General features: G+C 47.8%; 14 protein-coding genes. 7 read left to right on the plus strand and 7 right to left on the minus strand.

The genetic code is table 11. The annotated features are described in order from the left end of the window. Nucleotides 1–46: 46 nt before the first annotated feature. A complete protein-coding gene (locus tag CWB98_RS03575) occupies nt 47–973 on the minus strand; it encodes a LysR family transcriptional regulator (protein ID WP_138543581.1) in 927 nt (308 codons plus the stop codon). A 594-nt stretch (nt 974–1,567) separates the two neighbouring features. Between CWB98_RS03575 and hutH the strand changes: the two genes are divergently transcribed. After that, nucleotides 1,568–3,061 carry a histidine ammonia-lyase gene (gene hutH, locus CWB98_RS03580; RefSeq protein WP_138543582.1) on the plus strand — a complete coding sequence of 498 codons (1,494 nt, stop codon included), beginning with the start codon at nt 1,568–1,570 and terminating at the stop codon, nt 3,059–3,061. Nucleotides 3,062–3,074: 13 nt separating this feature from the next. Further along, nucleotides 3,075–5,087, plus strand: a complete 2,013-nt coding sequence (locus tag CWB98_RS03585; RefSeq protein ID WP_138543583.1) for a urocanate hydratase — start codon at nt 3,075–3,077, stop codon at nt 5,085–5,087. Between the two features lie 284 nt (nt 5,088–5,371). Here CWB98_RS03585 and CWB98_RS03590 read toward each other — a convergent pair whose 3' ends face one another. Both CWB98_RS03590 and CWB98_RS03595 read right to left on the minus strand, forming a co-directional pair. Beyond that, the gene (locus CWB98_RS03590; RefSeq protein WP_138543639.1) at nt 5,372–6,604 is read right to left on the minus strand and encodes an ectonucleotide pyrophosphatase/phosphodiesterase; all 1,233 of its coding nucleotides are present in this window, start codon (nt 6,602–6,604) and stop codon (nt 5,372–5,374) included. A gap of 143 nt (nt 6,605–6,747) precedes the next feature. Beyond that, nucleotides 6,748–7,788, minus strand: coding sequence for a S66 family peptidase (locus CWB98_RS03595; RefSeq protein WP_138543584.1), 1,041 nt, complete (start codon nt 7,786–7,788; stop codon nt 6,748–6,750). Between the two features lie 169 nt (nt 7,789–7,957). Between CWB98_RS03595 and CWB98_RS03600 the strand changes: the two genes are divergently transcribed. Then, on the plus strand, nt 7,958–10,144 hold the full coding sequence (locus CWB98_RS03600) for a carbohydrate binding family 9 domain-containing protein (RefSeq protein ID WP_138543585.1): 2,187 nt from the start codon (nt 7,958–7,960) through the stop codon (nt 10,142–10,144). Nucleotides 10,145–10,193: 49 nt separating this feature from the next. On the opposite strand, the gene CWB98_RS03605 is transcribed toward CWB98_RS03600, so the two are convergent. After that, entirely contained in the window at nt 10,194–12,260 is a 2,067-nt protein-coding gene (locus CWB98_RS03605; RefSeq protein ID WP_138543586.1) for a winged helix-turn-helix domain-containing protein, read from the minus strand. A 410-nt stretch (nt 12,261–12,670) separates the two neighbouring features. On the opposite strand from CWB98_RS03605, the gene CWB98_RS03610 reads away from it, so the two are divergent. Next, nucleotides 12,671–16,159 carry a PKD domain-containing protein gene (locus tag CWB98_RS03610; RefSeq protein WP_138543587.1) on the plus strand — a complete coding sequence of 1,163 codons (3,489 nt, stop codon included), beginning with the start codon at nt 12,671–12,673 and terminating at the stop codon, nt 16,157–16,159. Nucleotides 16,160–16,243: 84 nt separating this feature from the next. On the opposite strand, the gene CWB98_RS03615 is transcribed toward CWB98_RS03610, so the two are convergent. After that, nucleotides 16,244–17,614, minus strand: a complete 1,371-nt coding sequence (locus tag CWB98_RS03615) for a pyridoxal phosphate-dependent decarboxylase family protein (protein ID WP_138543588.1) — start codon at nt 17,612–17,614, stop codon at nt 16,244–16,246. An 86-nt stretch (nt 17,615–17,700) separates the two neighbouring features. Here CWB98_RS03615 and CWB98_RS03620 point away from each other — a divergent pair, with 86 nt between their 5' ends. Next, nucleotides 17,701–19,131: a PLP-dependent aminotransferase family protein gene (locus CWB98_RS03620; RefSeq protein WP_138543589.1), complete on the plus strand. Its 1,431-nt coding sequence runs from the start codon at nt 17,701–17,703 to the stop codon at nt 19,129–19,131. Between the two features lie 34 nt (nt 19,132–19,165). After that, nucleotides 19,166–19,819: a hypothetical protein gene (locus CWB98_RS03625; protein WP_138543590.1), complete on the plus strand. Its 654-nt coding sequence runs from the start codon at nt 19,166–19,168 to the stop codon at nt 19,817–19,819. A gap of 3 nt (nt 19,820–19,822) precedes the next feature. Here CWB98_RS03625 and CWB98_RS03630 read toward each other — a convergent pair whose 3' ends face one another. Further along, a complete protein-coding gene (locus tag CWB98_RS03630; RefSeq protein ID WP_138543591.1) occupies nt 19,823–20,443 on the minus strand; it encodes a LysE family translocator in 621 nt (206 codons plus the stop codon). A 515-nt stretch (nt 20,444–20,958) separates the two neighbouring features. Between CWB98_RS03630 and CWB98_RS03635 the strand changes: the two genes are divergently transcribed. Next, nucleotides 20,959–21,699, plus strand: coding sequence for a hypothetical protein (locus tag CWB98_RS03635; RefSeq protein WP_138543592.1), 741 nt, complete (start codon nt 20,959–20,961; stop codon nt 21,697–21,699). Between the two features lie 58 nt (nt 21,700–21,757). Here the strand turns inward: CWB98_RS03635 and CWB98_RS03640 are convergent, their stop codons facing one another. Then, nucleotides 21,758–21,973 carry a hypothetical protein gene (locus CWB98_RS03640; protein ID WP_138543593.1) on the minus strand — a complete coding sequence of 72 codons (216 nt, stop codon included), beginning with the start codon at nt 21,971–21,973 and terminating at the stop codon, nt 21,758–21,760. Between the last annotated feature and the right edge of the window lie 221 nt (nt 21,974–22,194).

Consider the following 22,194-nt stretch of genomic DNA (forward strand, 5'->3'; position numbering starts at 1 on the left):
GCCAAATGCCAGTCAGCAAAACTGACTGGCATTTTTTGTGCGCCCTCTAGCTTGCATGCACCCGCTTTATTTCTTCTATCAGTGCCTCAGCCAGAGGTGAGGCGCTATTGCTTTTTGACGTGATCAGCATCACCGGGATCTGATAGGCGTATTTTTCTGGCTGTATGGCTCTGAACATCCCTTTGTCGACCCAGTAGCTGGCGTAATGCTCAGGCAGGTAACCTATAAACTCGCCGGACAGTATTAAGTGGGCAATGCCTTCGTCATGATAGGCAATGGCACTATTCTGATAGTTAAGGCCATCGTTGCGCACTTCTTTATCGCGCAGGTAGTTACTGGTGATCACCTCGGCCTCGGCAAGTAATGCCTCTAATTCGGCGTTACCCTTCCCGGTTTTACTCTTGTCACTTTCCACCAAATCAAACAAAGGGTGACCCTGCGCACAATATAAATAGTTGTACTCATTGTGTAGCGGATAATAATCCAAACCGCGTAGCTGATGGCGGCTCACACCCAGCCCAACCAGAGAACGGCCATTGACCACTGAGGTTTCGACTTCGCGGGCTTCACACACATGAATATCAAACTGAATATTGCCACCGCGGGCTTTGAGCGCCGAAATAGCGCGTGCTAAACCGCAACGGGGATCGCTGACCATAGTATCTATGGTGGCAATGGTCACTCGCCCCGAAAGTTCATTTTTAGAACTGGCCACAGTGCTGGCAAAAGCCTCACACTGTTGCAGCAGCTCCAGCGATGCCTGATAAGTCACCCTGCCCGGCTCAGTCAGCTCAAAGCCGCTGCGCCCGCGTTTGCATAATTTCAGGCCCAGTCGCACTTCCAGATCCGACAGGTGCGAACTAATGGTCGAACGACCGATGTTCAGGCGCGACTCTGCGGCTGACAGTCCGCCACATTCTACTATGGCGACAAAGATCCGCAGCAGCCTTAAATCAACGTCTTGTACCTGCACGCGTATTTACCTCTTTTGGTTTATGGCTTGTAATGCTCCGGCCCACTCTATTTCTTTCGTCAGATTTAACACCCAAGTTGCCGGCTGGTAGATCCCGCATCAAGTGCGGGATGACCGGAGTTGGATGCGAGATGACAGGATGTACAGACTAATTGCATCGTATAAGTGCAGCCATTAAATTCATTCACCATCTGAACTAAAGCGAAAGACTCACCCTCGACTTCCGTCATCCCGGCCTTGAGCCGGGATCCACCCCCAGACTATTCAGCCGTCAGGTTTAACACCCAAGTTGCCGGCTGGTAGATCCCGCATCAAGTGCGGGATGACCGGAGAGGGTGCGGGATGACCGGAGTGGAATGTCCGGTGTTGGGTGCTGAATTACCAGAGTTGAGTGTGGGATGACCTAGGTTAAACGTACGCTGTTCAACCAAAACAACACCTCTTACTCGCCCAAACTTTTAGTTCGATACTTTTAGTTCGAAAATATCGGAATGAATTACGATAATTATGCATTTATAAAACAACTACAGCAAGTTAGGATTGCGGGATAAAAACACCATCTGCATGTAACAAGATGATATTTAGGAGAATAAAATGACGTTTAGATATGGTATCGATCGTCTGGATCTGGACACAGTCAACGGCATTGCCGACGGCAGCATTAAAGCCGAACTGTGTCAGGAAGCGCTGGATAAAATCAACGCCAGCCGCAGTAATGTTGACGTAATGGCCGCTTCTGATAAGGCCGTATACGGTATTAACACCGGCTTTGGCCCGCTGTGCGACACGCAAATCTCACCAGAAGAAACCAATCTGCTGCAAAAAAACCTGCTTATCACTCATGCCGTTGGGGTTGGCGAGCCAATCGCTAAGCCTATTTCCAAGCTGATGTTAATCACCAAAGTTCACGCGCTGAGCCAGGGCTTCTCAGGTATTCGCCTGGAAACCGTGGAGCGTATGCTGAAGTTTATTGAGTTGGATCTTATTCCTGTGGTGCCGGAGCAAGGCTCTGTGGGTGCATCGGGTGACCTTGCGCCACTGTCTCACTTATTCCTGCCATTGCTTGGCGAGGGTGAATTCTGGCAGGGTGACAAAATTGTACCTGCGGCCGAAGCACTGAAAGAACATGGCCTGGAGCCAATGGAGCTGCATGCCAAAGAAGGCCTGGCCCTGATTAATGGTACTCAGTTTATCCTCTCGCACGCTATCACCGCGCTGACCAAAATGCGCTATCTTCTGGACTTAGCTGACGTAGCCGGTGCCATGAGTATTGAAGGTATGCAGGGCAGCCAGTCGCCGTTCCGTGAAGAGCTGCACCAAATTCGCGCCTTTGCCGGTAATCTGGAAGTAGCCAAGCGGATGCGTCGTTTATTCAAAGATTCGCAAAACATGGCTGACCACGAAGAGTGCGACCGTGTACAGGACCCGTATTCACTGCGCTGTATTCCACAGGTGCATGGTGCATCTCGTAACGCCTACAACCACCTTAAAGAGCTGGCTGAGATTGAAATGAACTCAGTGACCGACAACCCGATTGTGATCAGCAGTGAAGAAGCCATCTCGGGTGGCAGCTTCCATGGTCAGCCTTTGGCCATGGTACTGGATTACGCCTCGATTGCCGCCGCTGAGCTGGGCAACATTTCAGACCGCCGCTGTTATTTACTGCTGGAAGGTCTGCACGGCCTGCCGCGCCTGTTGACGACTTCTGGCGGTCTGAACTCGGGCATGATGATCCCGCAGTACACCACCGCAGCTTTGGTCACGGAAAACAAATCACTGTGCTTCCCGCCATCGGCAGACAGCGTACCCACCTCTATGGGCCAGGAAGACCATGTATCTATGGGCAGTATCTCGGGTCGTAAACTGAACCAGATCCTGGGTAACCTGGAAAAAATCTTTGCCATTGAGCTGATGTATGCAGCTCAGGCCATTGAGTTCAGACGACCTAACACCTGCTCAGACCTGATTGAAGAGAACTTTGCGCTGATCCGCAGCAAAGTCGCCAAACTTGAAGAAGACAGACTGCTTAAACCCGACATTGATCACATGGTAGCATTGGTTAAGTCACAAGCATTTACGGTTAACTAAGGGGAAAATAACAATGACCACAACACTGAGTTTTCAGGACCAAATTAAGCAAGGGATCCCCAGCGAGTTGCCAGCGCCTAAGCCTTACCCGGCTGGTGCCAACCGCGCCCCCAAGCGTAAAGACATTTTATCAGCCGGCGAAAAGCAACTGGCGCTGCGTAACGCCCTGCGCTATTTCCCGAAAGAATGGCATCAGGAGCTGGCGGTAGAATTCGCCGAAGAGCTGAAAAACTTCGGCCGTATTTATATGTACCGCTTTAAGCCTAACTACGACCTTAAAGCGCGTTCTGTCAGCGATTATCCGGCCAAGTGTCAGCAAGCGGCAGCCATCATGCTGATGATCGACAACAACCTGGATCCGGCAGTTGCCCAACACCCGGAGGAGTTGATCACTTACGGCGGTAACGGTGCAGTATTCCAAAACTGGGCGCAATACCTGCTTGCCATGAAGTACCTGAGCGAGATGGAAAGCGACCAGACATTACACATTTACTCTGGTCACCCGATGGGCTTGTTCCCGTCAAGCGAAGATGCGCCGCGCGTTGTTGTCACTAATGGTATGATGATCCCGAACTATTCAAAGCCTGATGACTGGGAAAAATTCAATGCACTGGGCGTGACTCAGTACGGCCAGATGACGGCGGGTTCTTTCATGTACATTGGTCCGCAGGGCATTGTTCATGGCACCACCATCACCGTGATGAACGCATTCCGTAAAGTTCTTGAGCAAGGTGACAGCCCGAAAGGCAAAATCTTCCTCACCGCCGGTCTTGGTGGCATGAGTGGCGCACAACCTAAAGCGGGTAACATCGCTAACTGTATTACCGTCTGTGCCGAGGTAAACCCGGCTGCTGCCACTAAGCGTCACCAGCAAGGCTGGGTTGATGAGCTGATCGACAACATGGACGAGTTGGTTGCGCGGGTTAAAACCGCGCAGGCGAACGAAGAAGTGGTATCAATTGCCTACATCGGTAACATTGTCGATGTTTGGGAAACCTTCTATGAACAGGATATTTTCATTCACCTGGGGTCAGATCAGACGTCGCTGCATAACCCTTGGTCAGGCGGTTATTACCCGGCAGACATCAGCTTTGAAGAGTCCAACCGACTGATCCGTGAAGAGCCTGAGGTCTTCAAAGAAAAAGTACAGGCAACGCTTAAACGTCACGCTGATGCGGTGAATAAGCATACAGCCCGTGGCACTTACTTCTTCGATTACGGTAATGCCTTCTTGTTAGAATCATCTCGTGCCGGTGGCGATGTCATGGCTGAAAATGGCATCGACTTTAAATATCCGTCTTATGTACAGGATATTCTTGGCCCGATGTGTTTTGACTACGGCTTTGGTCCGTTCCGTTGGGTGTGTGCCTCTGGTAATCCGGCTGATCTGGACAAAACCGATGCCATCGCGGCTGAGGTGTTGAACAAGATCATGGCGGAATCGCCAGAAGAGATCCAGCAGCAGATGCAGGACAACATTACCTGGATCAAAGATGCCAAGCAAAACAAACTGGTTGTAGGGTCACAGGCGCGTATTCTCTATGCCGATGCACAAGGTCGTATGGAAATAGCTAAAGCCTTTAACGATGCAATTGCTCGTGGCGACATTGGTCCGGTCGTATTAGGTCGCGACCACCACGATGTGAGTGGTACAGATTCACCGTTCCGCGAAACATCGAACATTTATGATGGCAGCCGCTTCACCGCAGATATGGCCATTCATAACGTGATTGGCGACAGCTTCCGTGGTGCAACCTGGGTGTCTATCCACAACGGTGGTGGCGTTGGCTGGGGCGAAGTGATCAACGGCGGTTTTGGTATGGTGCTGGATGGTAGCAGCGATGCTGAGCGTCGTCTTAAGTCTATGCTGTTGTTTGATGTCAATAATGGTATTGCACGTCGCAGCTGGGCTCGCAACGAAGAAGCCAACTTTGCGATTAAACGCGAAATGGCCCGCACGCCTAAGCTTAAAGTAACCCTGCCAAATGGCGTAGACGACGAGATTTTAAATAATCTGTCGCTGTAAGCTTCTGCTTAAGGATTGGAAAAGGCTGCCTGAGGCAGCCTTTTTTATGAGCCATGCGCTAATGGCGTGGCAATTCACGCGCAGGAAATAACTAAGCCATTGTTTTTATAGTCAATATCTTTATTACCCACAGATTTTGTGACTATCTTGTGAGTAACTCTGGCATTATTCAGCTACCAGGTAGCCTGTCAGGCATGGGCTTTTATATTTACAGCACCGAAGCTTCTCCACCGAGCAATCACATAGAAATAAAGTGCCACTCAGACGATAACCACGAGTAGCGACTAGTGACGCAGTGCTGGCAACAAAGATGCACCAGTGCCATCCACCTCAGACAGCAAATCCAGGCCCAGGATCTGTGCCACAACAGGATAAATATCGAGGTTTTTCACTGGGCCAATCTTCACCCCCTGTTTAAACGCCGGGCCCACAGCAACAAAGGTCGCATGCATATCCTGTGTAACAGCAAAACCATGCGTACCATAATGTTTGTCTTTATCATCGTATGCAAAATAGCGCGGTGCCTGAGTTTCTATCACAATATCGGCCGTCGTTGCATCTATTGTCACACCACGACTTTTGAGTGTATCTTCATTGAGGACATCATAGCGACCACGGGCATTGCGTTTCAGCTGTGCTCGAACCTCCCCCAGGTTCACATCTGTATTGGGTCGCTTATATAGCCAGACCTGCGTACCACTGTTTTTTACTATAAAGTCGCTCAGATCAGTGCCCAGATCAGAAAGCTGCAAACTCAAGTCAGGATCCAGCTGGGCCATGCCATGGTCTGAGACAATAATAAGGTTGACGTCCTGTTCTACTTCACGCTGTATGCGCCGTGCAAGCTGGCCTATTAACTTATCCACCTTTTGCACCGCCTCGTAGGTCTGCTGTGCATCGGGACCAAAATCATGCCCCATTGTATCGACCAGTGAAAAATATCCGGCAACAAAGCGAGGGCGAGTCTGCTCTGGCAATTTCAGCCACTGAATAATTTGATCAATACGTTGCTGGTAATCACTGTGCTTAGAGTAGTGGTAAAAATAGCTGGGAGTCATACCATTGAAGCGGGCATCGGATTCAGGCCAGAAATAAGTCGCCGCTTTTAGGCCCTGCATTTGTGCCAAATTCCAAAGCGGGATCCCTTTTAACCAGGAGCTGTCATCCTGGCCATACCCCATTTTATAACACTGGTTACGGTCTTTATCACAAAAGTGGTTGCCTACAATACCATGATTGGACGGCAGCAAGCCGGTTATAATCGAGAGATGATTGGGAAAAGTCTTGGTTGGGTATACAGGCTCCAGATACTCTGCCCTGACTCCCTGTGCAGCCAAAGAAGCCAGGTTCTTTGCATTATGCTTTTCAATGTAATCCCAGCGAAAGCCATCCAGTGAGAATATCACCACACTTTGCTCTGACGCCTCAACTGATGCTGCCTTAACCGGCAATATAAAAGCAGCACTAAAAACTGTGGTAACAAAAATCAGCAAAACCGATAATGCGCGAGTTGTCATCATGCCCTTTGTTCCTAAAACAATAAACCAACGGGCGCACTGTAAAACTAAAAGATGAATAAAATGAAGGACCTTTTGCCGAGACAGGGCATATTTTCGACTAACCACAGATTTTCAGGACGAGTTACCCGCCCTGATCTCAGTTATCGCAAATGCTGGACCAGAGTCCACTGTTCACCTGTGCAACTCACCTCAGCCAGCGCACCATTGATCATCACCATGTTGGGAGCAATATGAGAAACGTCCACTCCCGTCACAACCGGAATAGTCAAATCCCCTAGTGCCATTTTGACAGCGGTATCTCCGTCAAACGCTTTTCCGGCACACCCCGACACGGCATTACGGCCTATAAGGATGCCGGCAGCATGTTCAAACGCACCGCGTAATTTGAGACTTTGTAAAGCCCGGTAATAGCCAGTTGGTGACTGCTCGGCATTTTCAAAGTAAAAGATAAGCTTGTCATCCGGGTGCCTGTCGAGCAATCTTTGCGGATCAAAGAACTCAGAGCCAAACATCAGCATATGCGTGTCCAGGCATCCCCCCAACAAGCGCCCGCTAAACGACAGTGAGCCATCAAGCTGTTCATCATGATGTAATCGCTGCCAGGCACTTTTCTCCGTCAAATTAAATACCGCTTCGCTGTCTTGCACATAATTGCTGTAGCCTTGTTCAAAAAAGGGCGCGGGATATTGCGTAAACGAACTGCCTGATGCCGTATACAAGTGCTTAAATGTGTTGGCGGTCAAGGGATCCGGCTGTGCCAGTGAAAGCTGCATCAGGTTAGTGCAATGACACGTAGCCCAGCCCAGTTTACTGGTAAATGCACTCAGCACGGTGCTGATATCTGAAAACCCCATCAGCCATTTTGGTCGGGCATGTTGCAGCGCCTCCCAGTCAAGCAAGGGCAACAAATCCATGGCAATTTCACCGCCCCAGGGGGCCATAATGGCATCAACCTGATCGTCCATTAAAAATCGCATAAGTTCTTCAACGCGCTGGGCTGGCGGTGCGCTGACATGCAACTGATCCTCCCTTAAACACTGACCCTCGAGCACCTTAAACCCACGTAGCACCAGGTCTTGTAACACTCTGTCAAGGCGAGCGTGTAAAGGTGTTGGTACACCACTGGAAAAGGCGGTAACAGCAATCGTACTGTTTGAGGTTAAGGGGGCGGGATAGTACATAAGGCATCCTTTTTACATGCTAAAAATTTAAAACCATTTAATTCATCACGTTAGGCATGTATTAATCACATAATTTCCTCACTTTGTCACCTCGTTTCGCGCCTTTCTCACGCTTTTTGTACTTGTTCAGACAACAATGAGCTTAGCTTTTTACGAAACGGATAAAATAATGAATAAGTTGAACGCACTAAGCTTAGCAATGTGTACTTTATATGCGGCCTGTAGCACAGCCGAACAATCGTCTGCTCACATTCGACCCTGGCAACAATTTACGCAAAGCGAAACGGCGATCCCCCGCCTGAACAACGCGCCACTCATAGATGGTGAGCTCTCAGCCACGGAGTGGCAAAATGCTCGCGTTATCACAGAGTTTGTTGAATTCCGTCCAACCATTGGCGGGACACCCAGATATCCGATCACGGCATATGTTGCCTACGATGAGCAATACTTTTATGTTGCAGCAAAAATTACCCAACCCGCCGAAACCATTACGGACAGAGTGTTGACCCAGGGTGAGCGGATCTGGAACGAAGACTATTTTGGCCTCATCTTAGACACCAACCATGACAAGTCAGACGGCTACCTGTTTCATGTTACCCCTTCTGGTGTGCGTGAAGACGGCCTGGTCAATGGCACCGAGTATATTGCCGAGTGGAAAACACTCTGGTACGCCAAAACTCAGCAACAGGACGACGGCTGGACAGTTGAAATTGCAATCCCCATGCAGTCTATGTCTTTTGACCCTGATGCCAAAAACTGGGGATTACAACTACGCCACAAACTATCCAGCCCGTATGTACAATCGTTCTGGAATCTCAATAACCCAAACTCGTATGGCTGGCATGCCTCGCAAACCGCACCAATCTCCGGGCTCAATAACTTAGGCCAGGGCCTGGGAATCGAAGTCAAACCCGGCCTTGCTTACAAAGAGACGCAAACAGAAAATCGCTTTGAGCCCTCACTGGATGCGACTTACCGGTTTACGCCGAGTCTGACCGGTCAGCTTACACTCAATACAGATTTTTCGGGTACAGACGTTGATGAAATTGAAATGAACATGACACGGTTTGGCCAGTACTACAGTGAAAAGCGCGATTTCTTCTTGCAGGATAGCCAGATTTTTCGTTTTGGTGGCATGGACGATGACGATAACAACGGCATGCCCTTTTATTCTCGCCGCATTGGTCAGGGCCCTCAATCAGGTGTGCTGGATGTAAACTGGGGGACTAAATTAACAGGCCGGATTGGTAATACAGATCTTGGCGTAATGAGCGTTAATCAGGAACGTGACGGCCATCTCGAAGAAACAACCCAACTCAGTGTGGCCAGAGCCAAACAACATATTGGTGAGCGCCACCAGCTGGGTGCCATTTTTACCCATGGCAGCGCCGATGACAATCACAGTCAGGCACTGACAGGTATTGACTATCGCTTTGATGATTTACTATTTGGTGAAGAGCAGTTTATTGCCAATGCCTTCTATCAGTCTGTTGACGTCCCCAATAAGACAGCCGATAGCGATGCAAAATCCTATGGCCTGGCATTCAAACTGCCCAACGACAAATTTTATCTGGATACCAAGTATCGCTATATCGGCAAAGATTTTAATCCGGCGATGGGCTTTGTGAACCGTACTGACCTTAAATACTACCATCTCACCAGTCACTATCGGGTGCGCCCGCAATCAGGCTGGCTGGGAGACAATCTCAACCTCTATCAGGTCAGAACCTATTATAAGCGCTGGGAAAATACCGAAGGTGAGAAAAAAGGCCAGCAGCTGTTCGTACAACCTTTAATTATACAAACCCGGTCTCACGACTATTTCTCCGTCAGCTACGATATGTACAATAAAGTGCTCAGAAACCCCTTTAAGTTTCGTGAGAATATTCAGTTTGCCGAGGGAGAGTATGATTACAATCAATGGAACATTTATTATGAAACGGCCAGTGACCGACCTGTTTTTGTTAGTGGCCGGCTCGTCAAAGGGGATTTCTTTGATGCTGATCTCGAACGTTTTAGTCTGACCATTAACACTCGCCCAAACAAGCATTTGTACGTGCAACTTGGCCGTCATATGTACTACTATGAGCGTGCCGGCGAAAAGAGCAACATGTATAACACCCGACTAAAAGTGAATATCGCCTTTAACAGCGAGTGGTCATGGAACTCACTGTTGCAACACAACACTCAATCCGACAGCTTCTCACTCTTTAGTCGGTTGCGCTACGAGCCTGCACCGGATGAGCTTTACCAGCTAAGCATCAACAAAGGATATGATCTTGAGGACGGCTGGCACGATAAAAAAAGCGTTTTCTCCGAAACTGCCATCAAACTAAACTACACCTATCGCTGGTGATGTGGACCTTAACTATGAGCGCTGTCAGCCTGCTGCAACGCTCATGCAGTTACCTCGCAACGGTTTGATAGACATCACTTCTGAATGCGGCTTTTCGGCCATAAATCACCTGAGCATCACGCACATCAAACCCCATATATGCACCAATATCTTGCCTGGATAACGGGTGTAAGCCTTCATCGGTGATTTTGTACCTGACCAGCTCATGCCATTCTTTGGTCATCAGATAAACCACTCCCTGCTCCAATTCCAGATTCGAAAAAGGCTCCAGCTGACCGATTTTTTCACCATGAGCCTGCTCAAGACCACTCAAGATGCTGGCGAAAGGAAAGCGATATAGCTCGTAGTCCATATTGGTCAGATAAACAAAATCGGGCATTGAGGGGTCTGTCATCGCTGACATCCAGCCATGCGGTAACTGTGCAATCTGTTGCATCTGTCGGTTATATATCTGCACGCGCTTTAATTCGTTTTGTTTCACCGACAAGGCAAACAGACTATTGCTCAGCCAGCTCTGACGGTAAATGTAACCATCAAAAAACAACGTATTACCTTGCTGTGCTTCATTGGTTGGGATCAACCACATTGCATGATTGTCGTGATTGATTAGTAGCAACTCATCATCTGGTGACAACGTCATATCCCTGAGGCGTACATGATCGGGCAACCTGGGAAGCGGCCTGGCCTGTTCTTGAGGACGCTGATAATACACCTGGGAGCTGCCGGAGCGATCAGAAATAAAATACACACCACTTTCGGTATGCGCCAGACGAGGTGAGCGGTCAAGTCCGTTGCTGTTGTCCAGCATAAAGCCTGTTTCCAGCCACTGTAACTCTATGTCCTTGTCATAAGTGGTAAAGATATAGTCTACGCCATTGCTATGACGCGCAATATTGCAACAGATCTTGTCACTGAGGCTGCTCAGTAAAGTAGCCCCCTTGTCATCGAACGACTGATGATACATTTGGGTACGGGGGCTGGAAGATGAAAATACGATCCCCTTGTAAGCGTGGTCCCAGATAGCCCCATGCATTAAACCAGTGCGAGAGAGCTGTAAAACCTGCTTATTGGAATCAGGGTCATAGGTAATAACCCGGCTGTTTCCGTCATTGGTATGCGCTGTCAGTAGCAGTACGCGGGTATCTGGGTGGGCATCCAGGTACGCAAGACGCCAGGAGGACTCAAGTATAGTCGGCAATTTATTGATCTCACCAGAGAAACTTAGCTGGTATAAATCGTTTTTGTGCTCAAAACGGCGCTCATGCGCCAGCGCATATATACGGTCTTCGGCAGCAACATAAATACTATCGTGATAAATAAGATCACAGTTATAAATGGCGTCAGTGGGCGCTTTTAGTTGCTGTGTTGTGAAATCAAGTTGTGCTTTGAACCAACCACATTGCTCTTTGTAATACCCCTTGAAAACCAAAAACTCTCCCTGACTGCCAAGCAGCTGCTGAAGGTGGTAATCTGGCGTTTCAACAATTTGTGGCAAGGCATCATTTTGAGCTCCATTGTTTGCTATCCACAAACTACGTCCCTGCTCCACAGTAATATTTAAAAATGCAACCTGTTCGTACTCTGGTAATACAACGGGAAACATTTTCCCGCCACTAACCCGGCTCATCGCCTGACTTTCTCCATACTGCCATGAGGGTTCGCCACCATACTGCCAAATCAGCCCTGCGAGCAAGCCAATAAATAGTACCAAGCCTGGCATAAGAAAATAGCTCAAAGAAGGTTTTTGCCTTGATGGCTGCAAAGAAGCAGCTCTGGAACTTTCGGCGCCTGCCTCGATTGGTGCGATAAAACGATAACCTTGTTTGGGGACGGTTTGTATGTATTGGGGAAATTTGGGATCGTCACAAAACGCTTTCCTCAGGTTAGCGACCAGCTTATTGATGGCGTTATCAGTGACAATAGACCCCTGCCAGATAACATTCTGTAATTCGTCACGTCCAATAATACGATTGGGATTTTCGATAAAGAATTGCAGTAGCGAAAGCTGTCTTGGGTCCAGTGTGACGCTGTGCTCACCGTTAATTAGTTCGTTAGTTTGGTGATAGAGGCGAAATTCGCCAATTTGAATAAAATCCATGGACTTCTCGTCAATCATGCCTCTTCCAGCTCTACTCACTATGAGCAAAGAGCGGTTCGGGCAATATCGGGCTACTTTATTATTCTTCTGCTCCGTTACTGTTTCGCGACACGGTGATGTGTCATATTTTTCTGTTCTCACTCACTTTAATATGAGCCAGAACGAAACGAAGCATGCCCTAGTCTATTATCATCTCAATGCATTGCAACCCAGCAGAGAGATATCATTACAAAAATCTTCTGAAGCCAAATAACAAGCGATTGACAATCAGCCTGCCTGAAGAAATATGAACATTACACCCACTCGTAATCGCTAAGAATCGCAAAGATTTTAAATTCACTTTTGCCACTTATAAACTATGCTTACCCTGCTCACAAAATAACCAAAGGAAGTGCGAGTTTGTTTCGCTAAACAGAACAGGTGTGTTTATGAAAAGTCTAAAATTGTTGCTGGCAGCTTTTTGCCTGACAGCCCTCGCAGCTGGGTGTGGGGGGTCATCGGACAGTGGCTCATCTCCTAACCCAAATCCAAACCCCAACCCAACAACTAATCAAGCTCCGTCAGTCAGTATTGCTGGCGACAGTGAAGCATTGGAGCAAACCCTTGTCTCGCTCAAGGCCAATGCCACAGACAGTGACGGAGACATTGCCAGCTATAGTTGGAGTATCGCCTCCGGACCGACAGCCACACTGAATAGCAGTACCACCAGTGATGTCAGCTTTACCACTCCAGAAGTCACGCAAGATACCCCAATGGTGCTTTCCGTTACCGTCACCGATGACGACGGCGCCACCGCCACTGCTACAAAGAACTTTACGGTAAAGCGATTAGTTAGATCAGTTACCCTAACCGGTGTAGTCACCGATGCGCCGATTGCAAACGCCGCTTTAACTGTTTACGTAGGTGATGAATCTTTCCCTACCACTGCGGGGAATGACGGCACTTATACTATCCAGCTGGATGTTGATGATTCAGCTGTAAACAAACTAATCCGTATTAAAGCTAATGGCGGACCAGATCAGGAGAATGTAGAGTTTTACTCTCAGCTGGAAAGCTTTACTTCGGTCACTGAGCAGGCTGGGAGTGACGGGGTCGTCAATAGCACCGAGAACTTCGGGGTCAACATTACCAATGTCACAACTGCTGAATATGCTCTGCTTACAAGCGCTGTCGGTGGAGCTCCACAAACGACCAGCGAGTTGAATAATGCTCTGGTAGGCATTGATGCCAATGAAAAACTCACGCTGTCAGCTTTGATCAAACTAGTGGTCGATGGTAGCGGCGGTAAGAAGTTTTCACTTCCTCAGGGCGTTAGCAACACATTTCAACTAGTCTCCAGCCAAACAGCCACCGCTGAGCTGACTAACACTATTAACGATGACGACCCGACACTGATTGAAAAGACCAAAGAAGCAATCAAAAACGACGATAAGCTGGTAGACAATGGTGAAGGTTCTATCGTGGGCTCCTATTTAATTGGCTCGACGCGGTATTTCCGTAGCCATTTCACAGAAATGACGTTAAACAACGATGGTACAGGAACGTTCACCGACCACACCAGTGGGGCCATTACCTGGACACAAGCCACTAATGGCGCGGTCAGTATTGTTTTTGGCGATGGTATCTTCTCACCAAGACACAGCTGTAAAAATTCAGAAGGTATGAACTTCACCTGCTATTCTCGCTACAAAACGGCGACATTCAGCATTTATGACGACAATAGTTTTGCCAAAGCCATCAGTTTGACAGGCGTTCGAGACGAACTCAAAGCAGATGATGATACCGTGATTAATGCTGACGTCAGTGAGACAGAAGATTTTACTCTGGTTGTGCGCGGCAATACCATTAGCCCCACAGCGGCCCAAATGCAGGGGGTTTGGCACTTTGACCAAATGTATTACCTGATGGGCGGTGAAACTGGTAACGAGTATTATCAGCCACAAACCAGTAAAATGATGTTTAATCAGGATGGAAGCGGTAAATCCACACTACCAGATGGTACTGAACGAGACTTCAGCTGGCAGATCAGTGGCAATAACCTGGTTGTGATGCTCGCCAAAACCGATACCATGGAGGCGCAAACGCTGACCTACTGGATGTTGAAGTCGCTGCAAAATGGCTATCAGTTTTGGGCACTTACAAACGATGCGGTAGCAACCACGCCGGATAAAATGGCCACTATGACACATCGCCGCCGCACCGGGATTATGATGCCCGAGCAAAGCATCACTCTAAGCGATACCATGGTACTGGGACGCTTTATTCAATACTTCGGGGCAAATCTGCCACAGAATTATTTCTTTGATAACTTCGTCAATGGCGTCACCTATTGGCAACTGAATAAAAATACGCAGGTCTGGGAGACAAATGGCCGCACCTTGTCAATTAATAGCTACTTTGACAGTATGAATGGCAAGAGTGTGCACCAATGCCCTGAAGGCGCGACGCCAGAAAACTGTTCTGTTAACTTTAGCAACCAATATGACGTCATCTCGATGAATAACGACAGTTGGTACGTACGCCATAGCTACACCAGTGCATTTGACCAGGGCCCCGGTAGCACCTACATGATCAAATACATGAAGTCTGCATCCACACTGTCTCAGTTTGACTATATGTGGATGGATAACCGGACTTTCCACATGGTTAACAACAGTAATCAGGTAGAAAGAAAATACTACTTCCTGAACTATAATGACGACGACACCTTTAAACGCGTCATTCGCGATAATAACTTCAGCGAAATTGGTACTTATTCTGTTAAATCAGGCAAGCTGCACTCTGATGAGTCAGGTTCGGTGACCGTCAGTGATTTTATGGGCTTTGACCGCGATTATGTCATGGTATGTAACTATCCACTGGATACCAACTGTGACCAGGGCATGCAAATGAACTACTACCTCAACGGCCAGGCTGCAAACAAAGCCAGCATGATAACACCACCCGTGCCGACTTATTCGACTGATATGCTTACGGGTGCCTGGTACGACCCCAACGAGCCAGACTTTGTCGTGGTGATCCGAGACGGAAAATGGGTACATATGGAGTTGAAATCGGATGATGCACCTGACGCAATGGCGGGTCTGGAGGTAGGCTATGCTGACTGGAATGAAAGCACCGGCGAGTTTACGGTCGATATGATATTTGACTCTAATGGCTCGTATGGCTTTGACTCTAAGCTCAAGCACATCATATCGATTGACGGTAATACCCTGACGATAGATGTTGAAGGAGAACCTTCTTTCACCTTAACCCGCCTTGCAGATGCAAATAACCCCTTAGTGGGCGCATTTGTTGAGTATCCGCTCGATCAAAGTCGGATTTGGGTCACTGCATTCATGCCTGGTAATAAGTTCTTTGAAGCCGACTTTGAAAGCGAAGACCCGGCAAAAGCTGGCATTAATTACGGTAGCTTTACTTACAATGCCAGCACAGGCAAAACTGAGTTAACGTTTGAGCTTAATCAGCTTGCTGACAGCGACACGATGTTTGCAATGTTCCTCAACGGTGATGTGATCCAGTGGAAAGATGGGGACGATCTGGGCATAGTCCAGCGTGTTAAACCTATGTCTGGTCAGCCCATGTTTGATAGTCATAGCTTAATGTACGAGCGTTTTGCGCTGATCAACGGTGCTCAGACCATGTATATCGAGCTACATGCAAACAACTCGCAGGCCGAAGTGGTCACAGACGGACAAACCCGTGCCTATACCTGGTCTGTTAATCAGGGCCAGCTTGAGCTTCTGGCTAATACCCCATCTGCTGGACTCAGCGCCGAAGGGTATGTCATTTCACCGAGCTCAACGCTCAACGATGGCTGGAAGGTCTCTGTTTTGAAGATGATGGAGCCAGATCCAGCCACTGAGAATGACGCCGTCGGCTCATATATGCGCTTTGATGCGGATATGCGCAGATAGCCAGACCTTACTGCGACCCTGTAACCAGCAGGGTCGTATTACCTCTACAATTGGTTGAGCATCAATCTGATGGCTCAGTTACGTTCACTTTGCTAATCTGGCTAGCTCCGAAATAGCCAGCTCGACATCCGCCTGCTCAGTGCGCCAGTTACTAAAAGCACAGCGGATCGCCGCCCTGCCCTGCCAAACCCCGGGGGTCATAAAGACCTGACCGGCCTCATTTAGTTTTGCCAGTAATGACTGTGTATCATGCTTATTTGAAGCACTTGCAGAAAACAGCACAACATTAAGGTTACATGGCTTAAGTAGCTCATACTCTGATGATGCAGCAATCCAATTGGCCAGCGCACTGGCCTGCGCGGTATTGCGTTGGATCTGCGCTTTTATGCCTTGCTTGCCATAGGCAAGTAGTGTCGCCCAGACAGGCAATGCTCGAAACCGCCTCGAATTTTCGATACCCAGTGACATGAAAGGTCGCGCTTGCTCATCATTGGCCAGATAGGGCGCATCAACATTACAAGTCGCACACAGGGTTTGTGGGTGACGTGTAAGAAACACCCCGCAGTCGTATGGCACGTTTAACCATTTATGGCAATCAAGCGTGATACTGTCAGCCAGTTCAATGCCCTGAGTTCTGCCAGCAGCGCCTGTTAAAAGACGTTCGAAGATGCCAAACGCCCCATCTACGTGCAACCAGGCCTGATGTTCACGGCATAGTTGCGCCACCGTGACCAAATCGTCAAAATCAGTGCCGGTGACAGTGGCTGCGCTGGCAATCACGACCTTTCCCGGACTTGTGCATTGGCGAAGCTTTAACGCAAGCTCCTGCGTATCCATAGCTTCGGTATCACTTTGGCAAGCTACTTTCACCCAGGTATCCTGACCGAGACCAGCCAGCCCGAGCGCCTTGACCATACTGGCATGTGGCGTCGCTGAGAACACAGTGCAGTCCAAGTCTTTATAGCCCGCTTTTGCCACATCAATGCCCTGTCGGCTTCCTGCATATTGTCGGGCTGCCATCGCCCCGAGCACATTAGCGGCGGTGGCTCCTGTGGTCATAACCCCTTCGAATCCTGCGGGTAGTTCAAACAGCGATACTAACCACTCGATAGCCTGACGCTCAACGTCGCTTGCTACCGAATCTCCCCCTTTGGACACATTCTGATTGTATAGTGTGACCAGCCAGTCAGCATATGTCGCCACAGGGTTTGCGCCCCCAGTAACAAACCCCCAGTAACGCCCTCCGTTACTGGCAGATAATTGTGGCGCGATTTCTGTGCTAAAAATTTGCCTGAACACCTCAAATCCAGCAGGTTCGTCGCTAAGCTCTCTGCGTTTCAGAATGGATCCCGGATTGCTTACCCGCCGTGTATCTAGCGACAAATTGAATGACTGACATTCGAGCTCAAGTGCACCAAGCATCTGAGCAAATGTCGGTAATGATAGTGACTGCATAATGACTCCTTTTGACTTTACCCATAAACCTTATCGTGATAGAAAAAAGAGTACAGATACAAAAAATATAACTTTTTAGGTAACAGATGGGTAAACAAGCAAAATACAAAACCCTGGCCGGCCAATTCATCACCGCCATAGAAGCCGGTGAATATGAGTTCGATCAGCCTCTCCCGTCTTTGCGCCAACTAAGTGCGCTGTATCAGGTCAGCATGACCACCGCACTTGCCTGCTACCGGTACCTAGAATCTCTGGGTTATATCACGGCCGACCCAAAACGTGGTTTTTTCCCCTGCATTAACTCAAAACACGGCTCTGCTATTGAATACACCCAGTTTAATGCTAAGGCGTGCACTTTACCCAAAACCCCGCCCAGCCGGGTCAGATCAGGCTTTGCAACAGCACAACTTGACCCAACCCTGATAGACTCACAACAACTGCGAGCCTCGCTGGCGAGAACGATGCGCAGCGATCATACATTGTTCAACTATGGCGACCCGCTGGGTGAGCAAGCGTTTCGGCAGGCGTTATCAGAGCACCTAAAAACACAGGGTTTTATGATACGTGCACATGAGTTAGTCATCACTCAGGGGTGTCTGGATGGCGTTAAAATGGCGCTGGAACTCGTCACCAAAGAGCAAGATATCGTTGCTGTGCCATCTCCTTGCTATTCAGGCTTGCTTGATATGCTCAGTGTTATGGAGAGACAAGTACTTGAGATCCCAAGCAATCAAGATGGCATAGATCTGGTCCAGCTGGAACATGCTATGGCCAGGCATCAGGTCGCTGCCTGCCTGCTCAGCGCCAACTTCCAAAACCCAACGGGTCACAGCCTCAGTACTCAGCAAAAAGCATCATTGGCGAACATGGCCAGCGATTATCACGTTCCCATCATTGAGGACGATGTATATCGCGAGCTGTGTCATACCGGCACTACCCCTTTACCTATCAAACACTTTGACAGGGATGGCTGGGTGATCTGGTGCAGTAGTATTTCTAAAACGCTGGCGCCGGGGCTGCGCCTTGGCTGGTGTGCGCCCGGGCGTTTCCACCAGAAGTACAGCGACCTGATCCGCATTCGCTCTTTGGGGTGTAATCGTCCGCTCCAGCTGGCCCTGGCCGACTACATAAGTCGGGGTCACTATGCCCGGTACCTTAAAAAGCTCAATAACACACTTGCGTCACAATGCAATCAGTACATACAGCGACTAACCAGGTTATTACCTGATAAGGTTAAGGTAAATCGCCCACAGGGAGGGCTGGTACTTTGGTTTGAACTGCCAGGAGTCGATACCAAACAGCTGCAGAAGCGACTTACAGAAGAACAGATATATATCCTGTGTGGTGATGCCTTTTCTACAACCACTCATTATCACAACTATATCCGCCTTAATTTTGGGCAGTGTATCCGTGCGGAGATAGAAGCACAACTTGCAAAACTCGCACAAACCGCCGCGAGTCTTCAGCGTCAGAAATCAGTCAAAAGTGAAGCTAAAACTGGTACAAAAATTGTATGATTTTTAAACTACGAATTATGCGGTGATTACTATCATGGATTTGACACAAGATGAGCTGGACTATATTCATCAGGTCGTTGAAACGTCTCAGTTTGATTTACTTCAGGCACATTCTAACTTATGTAATGAGCTCGAAGCGTTTACCAGTGACTTGTTAGAGGAGCTGGCTCAGCATGAAGCGAGCTACGCTCAAACCGAACGTCTGTTGGATACACATTTACGCGCCGCAAATATTCTTGAATTTCCCACTCAGCCTGTGCTCCAGTCACTCAACAGTCCCCCAAGTAAATGGCACCCAGACCATCAAACTCTGTTGTCCATTATTGATGATTTACCCCATATCGTGGAAGGGCATGGCATGCCACGCAGCTGGCGGTTTACGCCTTACCCGCCTGTCAGGCTGATGTTAAACTTCCCGCGCGCTTCATTCCATGTGGATTCGTTGTCTCTGACGGGCGCGTGCATCACGACTTTTCCGCTTAATGCCTCAGCCTATCAAGACTTGTTTGCTGTGCAAGGCGCAAGCCTGATGCTGCCAAATACTCAATTCATTCGTGTTGACATAGCTTCCGTTGCCAGTCGCGGTGACTATCGGCTGGCACTCAAGTTCGACCACTACACGGTTGCCAGCCCGACATTAAAAGTCTTTGTTGTCGGCAACTATGTACGACAACATGGCTGGCAATAAGCGCTAGAAAGTCTGGTAAATAACTCGGGCCGCAAGCAATAAAAATGCGCCACCAAGCAGCTTATCAATGATGGCTTGTTTCGCAGTCAGATCAAACCGCTCTCTGGCTGAGGCCGTAACGACAGACACGAAGAAATACCATAGCGCATCGATTACCAGAACCGTCATACACATGATAACCGCCGTCTGCAGTGTGAGTGCTTCCGGGTCGATAAATTGAGAGAACAGCGCCAGGAAAAAAATGGCCAACTTGGGGTTTAAAAAGGCGATGGCAAAGCCATCTTTTGCTGCTGCAAGATAACTTTTTGCATCATGCTCTTTAGCGACTTCAACCCCACTGCTTTTACTACTGAGGATCTTATATCCCATGTACGCAAGATACGCCGCACCAGCATACACCAGCCCCTGATAAACCAAAGGAAACTGCTCAATTAAACTGGCCAAGCCAAGCAAAGATAAACTGGCGTAAATCCCCACCCCTAAGCCGTGAGACAAGCTTGCCACTATCCCATGCTGGGCACTGTGATACAGACTATAACGCAACACAACCGCAAGACTTGGTCCGGGAGACATAGCCCCAACACAACATATAAACGCCAGACTTAACCAGGCTGTTAATTCCATCACATTTCCCCGCACAATAAAAAGCGCTCATTCTAACCGAGGACAAAGAGCGGGCCAACGTTTTAAGCCCTGTAAAACAAGAGTTGCAAAAACAAGAACTACTAGTCAAATTTGGCTTGTCTGCTTGGCGACCGTCTTAATGTAAAATAACAAATATATAAAACAGCCATACTGTACGACTCGAATAAAAAAATTACATCATTATTGGAGACCCTATTTCATCGCCAGAGCCCAGACGCTTGTATTTTTTACTCTTAGATTCTTTGAGTTAGTCTGCCAGCTAAGTATCACGCCTGGTTTGCCTTTATCAACTGGACAATAAATGACAGGTTTCACAAGCACTCCTACTGGTGGTATTTATTGTCAAACGCCTGGCTAAAACAGCTCAACTTTCAACTAAAAGCCTGAGTTACAACCAAAGAGTCAAATACCAAATATTTAACACTTGATTACACCCTTTGCTGCAATGTATATTATTTGATTAATTTTAGTTTTTTTGTTTGGAGTATTGTTGTATGACAGGTCGCAGAGATGAAAGCCCACCTCCTGGAAATCAAGATCAAAACCAATTCGGTTGGTCCGACCTAATAATTCTGAAAGGCAAAGAAAGTATGAAGTATCTCTTCATACTTTTAATGGTACTTATTCTCTGTGGCTTTACATTATATGTAATTGATAATGATGCAATTAAAGACCTTTACACTAAAGTGACCGACTCTGAAAAGCACGAACAGTATCAGAAGCTAAGCTCTCAATTTACACCTGTGCAATCAATTATACAAAAGTGGAACCTCATCAGCTCAATCGACGACACTCATACTGAACACGTAAAACATATCAGAAAAAACATCCTCAATGTTAAAAATCTGTATCAAAACCTAAAGATCGACAAACTTGGCCAGGCAAATATTGCTATTTGGAATCTTAACGTCGCAAAGCTTAATATTATAATGTACGACCTTACATCAGAGGACCAACACTATATAGATGCCATGGCTCATATTAATGAAGCTAAAAAAGTAGGCAAAAAAGCCCCTGATTTGTCAGTTAAAGAACTTAATGCATTGATGCGCGTCAGGTTTTACCACAACCTAACTTGGACTGAATTAGCAGCATACTCGCTTAGAACATACAACGGAAAGCATGATGTAAAACAAATCATGATGAAAATAAGGAACGCAATGGGAGGGTGTAGTTTCTTCAGAAGCGAAGGCCTTGCGCATACTAAAATGAAAGACGCGTTAGAATGTGAATAAAGTTTTGTTTAATAAGGTCACATGTTAATACATGTGACCTACAATAAACCGCTGATTTTTAACCAAAAATTCCAATAAACGGATTACCACTTGTTGGTTTAATCGGAGCTATCGCGGGTTCACCATTTTTGGCGTGTTGCGTTTCTTGAGCTCCAGTTTCTTCAGCATCATTGCCAGCAACAGCTATGCTAGCGACCAGCGCAAGTGAGAAAGCAACTCCGGACATCTTACCAATACGGGTTAACTTTTCACGCTTGATTAGCCTTTTTTTCATGGGGAAATATCCTTTATCCATTTTTAGTAGTTGTTACTTGTCCTGTGGAGTTATCACATTTATTTGATACATCCACGCGAACAAATTTTACACATTGATAACAACAAAGTCAAACATCAGTGCTTAGCTCGTAAGTTTAGTTATGATTACAAAACTATCAACTTTAAATGACACTTTCCGATAACCTTGCCCTGTAAAGCCAATTCACAACTTTAGAATAA

The sequence above is a fragment of the Pseudoalteromonas rubra genome (assembly GCF_005887115.1).
In the GTDB taxonomy this organism is placed as follows: domain Bacteria; phylum Pseudomonadota; class Gammaproteobacteria; order Enterobacterales; family Alteromonadaceae; genus Pseudoalteromonas; species Pseudoalteromonas rubra_F.

What these genes read in the sequence shown, in the direction of transcription:
- CWB98_RS03625 (WP_138543590.1), top strand. Translation starts at nt 19,166, where the DNA reads ATGGATTTGACACAAGATGAGCTGGACTATATTCATCAGGTCGTTGAA.
- CWB98_RS03605 (WP_138543586.1), bottom strand. Translation starts at nt 12,260, where the DNA reads ATGATTGACGAGAAGTCCATGGATTTTATTCAAATTGGCGAATTTCGC.
- CWB98_RS03585 (WP_138543583.1), top strand. Translation starts at nt 3,075, where the DNA reads ATGACCACAACACTGAGTTTTCAGGACCAAATTAAGCAAGGGATCCCC.
- CWB98_RS03635 (WP_138543592.1), top strand. Translation starts at nt 20,959, where the DNA reads ATGACAGGTCGCAGAGATGAAAGCCCACCTCCTGGAAATCAAGATCAA.
- CWB98_RS03630 (WP_138543591.1), bottom strand. Translation starts at nt 20,443, where the DNA reads ATGGAATTAACAGCCTGGTTAAGTCTGGCGTTTATATGTTGTGTTGGG.
- CWB98_RS03615 (WP_138543588.1), bottom strand. Translation starts at nt 17,614, where the DNA reads ATGCAGTCACTATCATTACCGACATTTGCTCAGATGCTTGGTGCACTT.
- CWB98_RS03620 (WP_138543589.1), top strand. Translation starts at nt 17,701, where the DNA reads ATGGGTAAACAAGCAAAATACAAAACCCTGGCCGGCCAATTCATCACC.
- CWB98_RS03590 (WP_138543639.1), bottom strand. Translation starts at nt 6,604, where the DNA reads ATGACAACTCGCGCATTATCGGTTTTGCTGATTTTTGTTACCACAGTT.
- CWB98_RS03595 (WP_138543584.1), bottom strand. Translation starts at nt 7,788, where the DNA reads ATGTACTATCCCGCCCCCTTAACCTCAAACAGTACGATTGCTGTTACC.
- CWB98_RS03600 (WP_138543585.1), top strand. Translation starts at nt 7,958, where the DNA reads ATGAATAAGTTGAACGCACTAAGCTTAGCAATGTGTACTTTATATGCG.
- CWB98_RS03610 (WP_138543587.1), top strand. Translation starts at nt 12,671, where the DNA reads ATGAAAAGTCTAAAATTGTTGCTGGCAGCTTTTTGCCTGACAGCCCTC.
- hutH (WP_138543582.1), top strand. Translation starts at nt 1,568, where the DNA reads ATGACGTTTAGATATGGTATCGATCGTCTGGATCTGGACACAGTCAAC.
- CWB98_RS03640 (WP_138543593.1), bottom strand. Translation starts at nt 21,973, where the DNA reads ATGAAAAAAAGGCTAATCAAGCGTGAAAAGTTAACCCGTATTGGTAAG.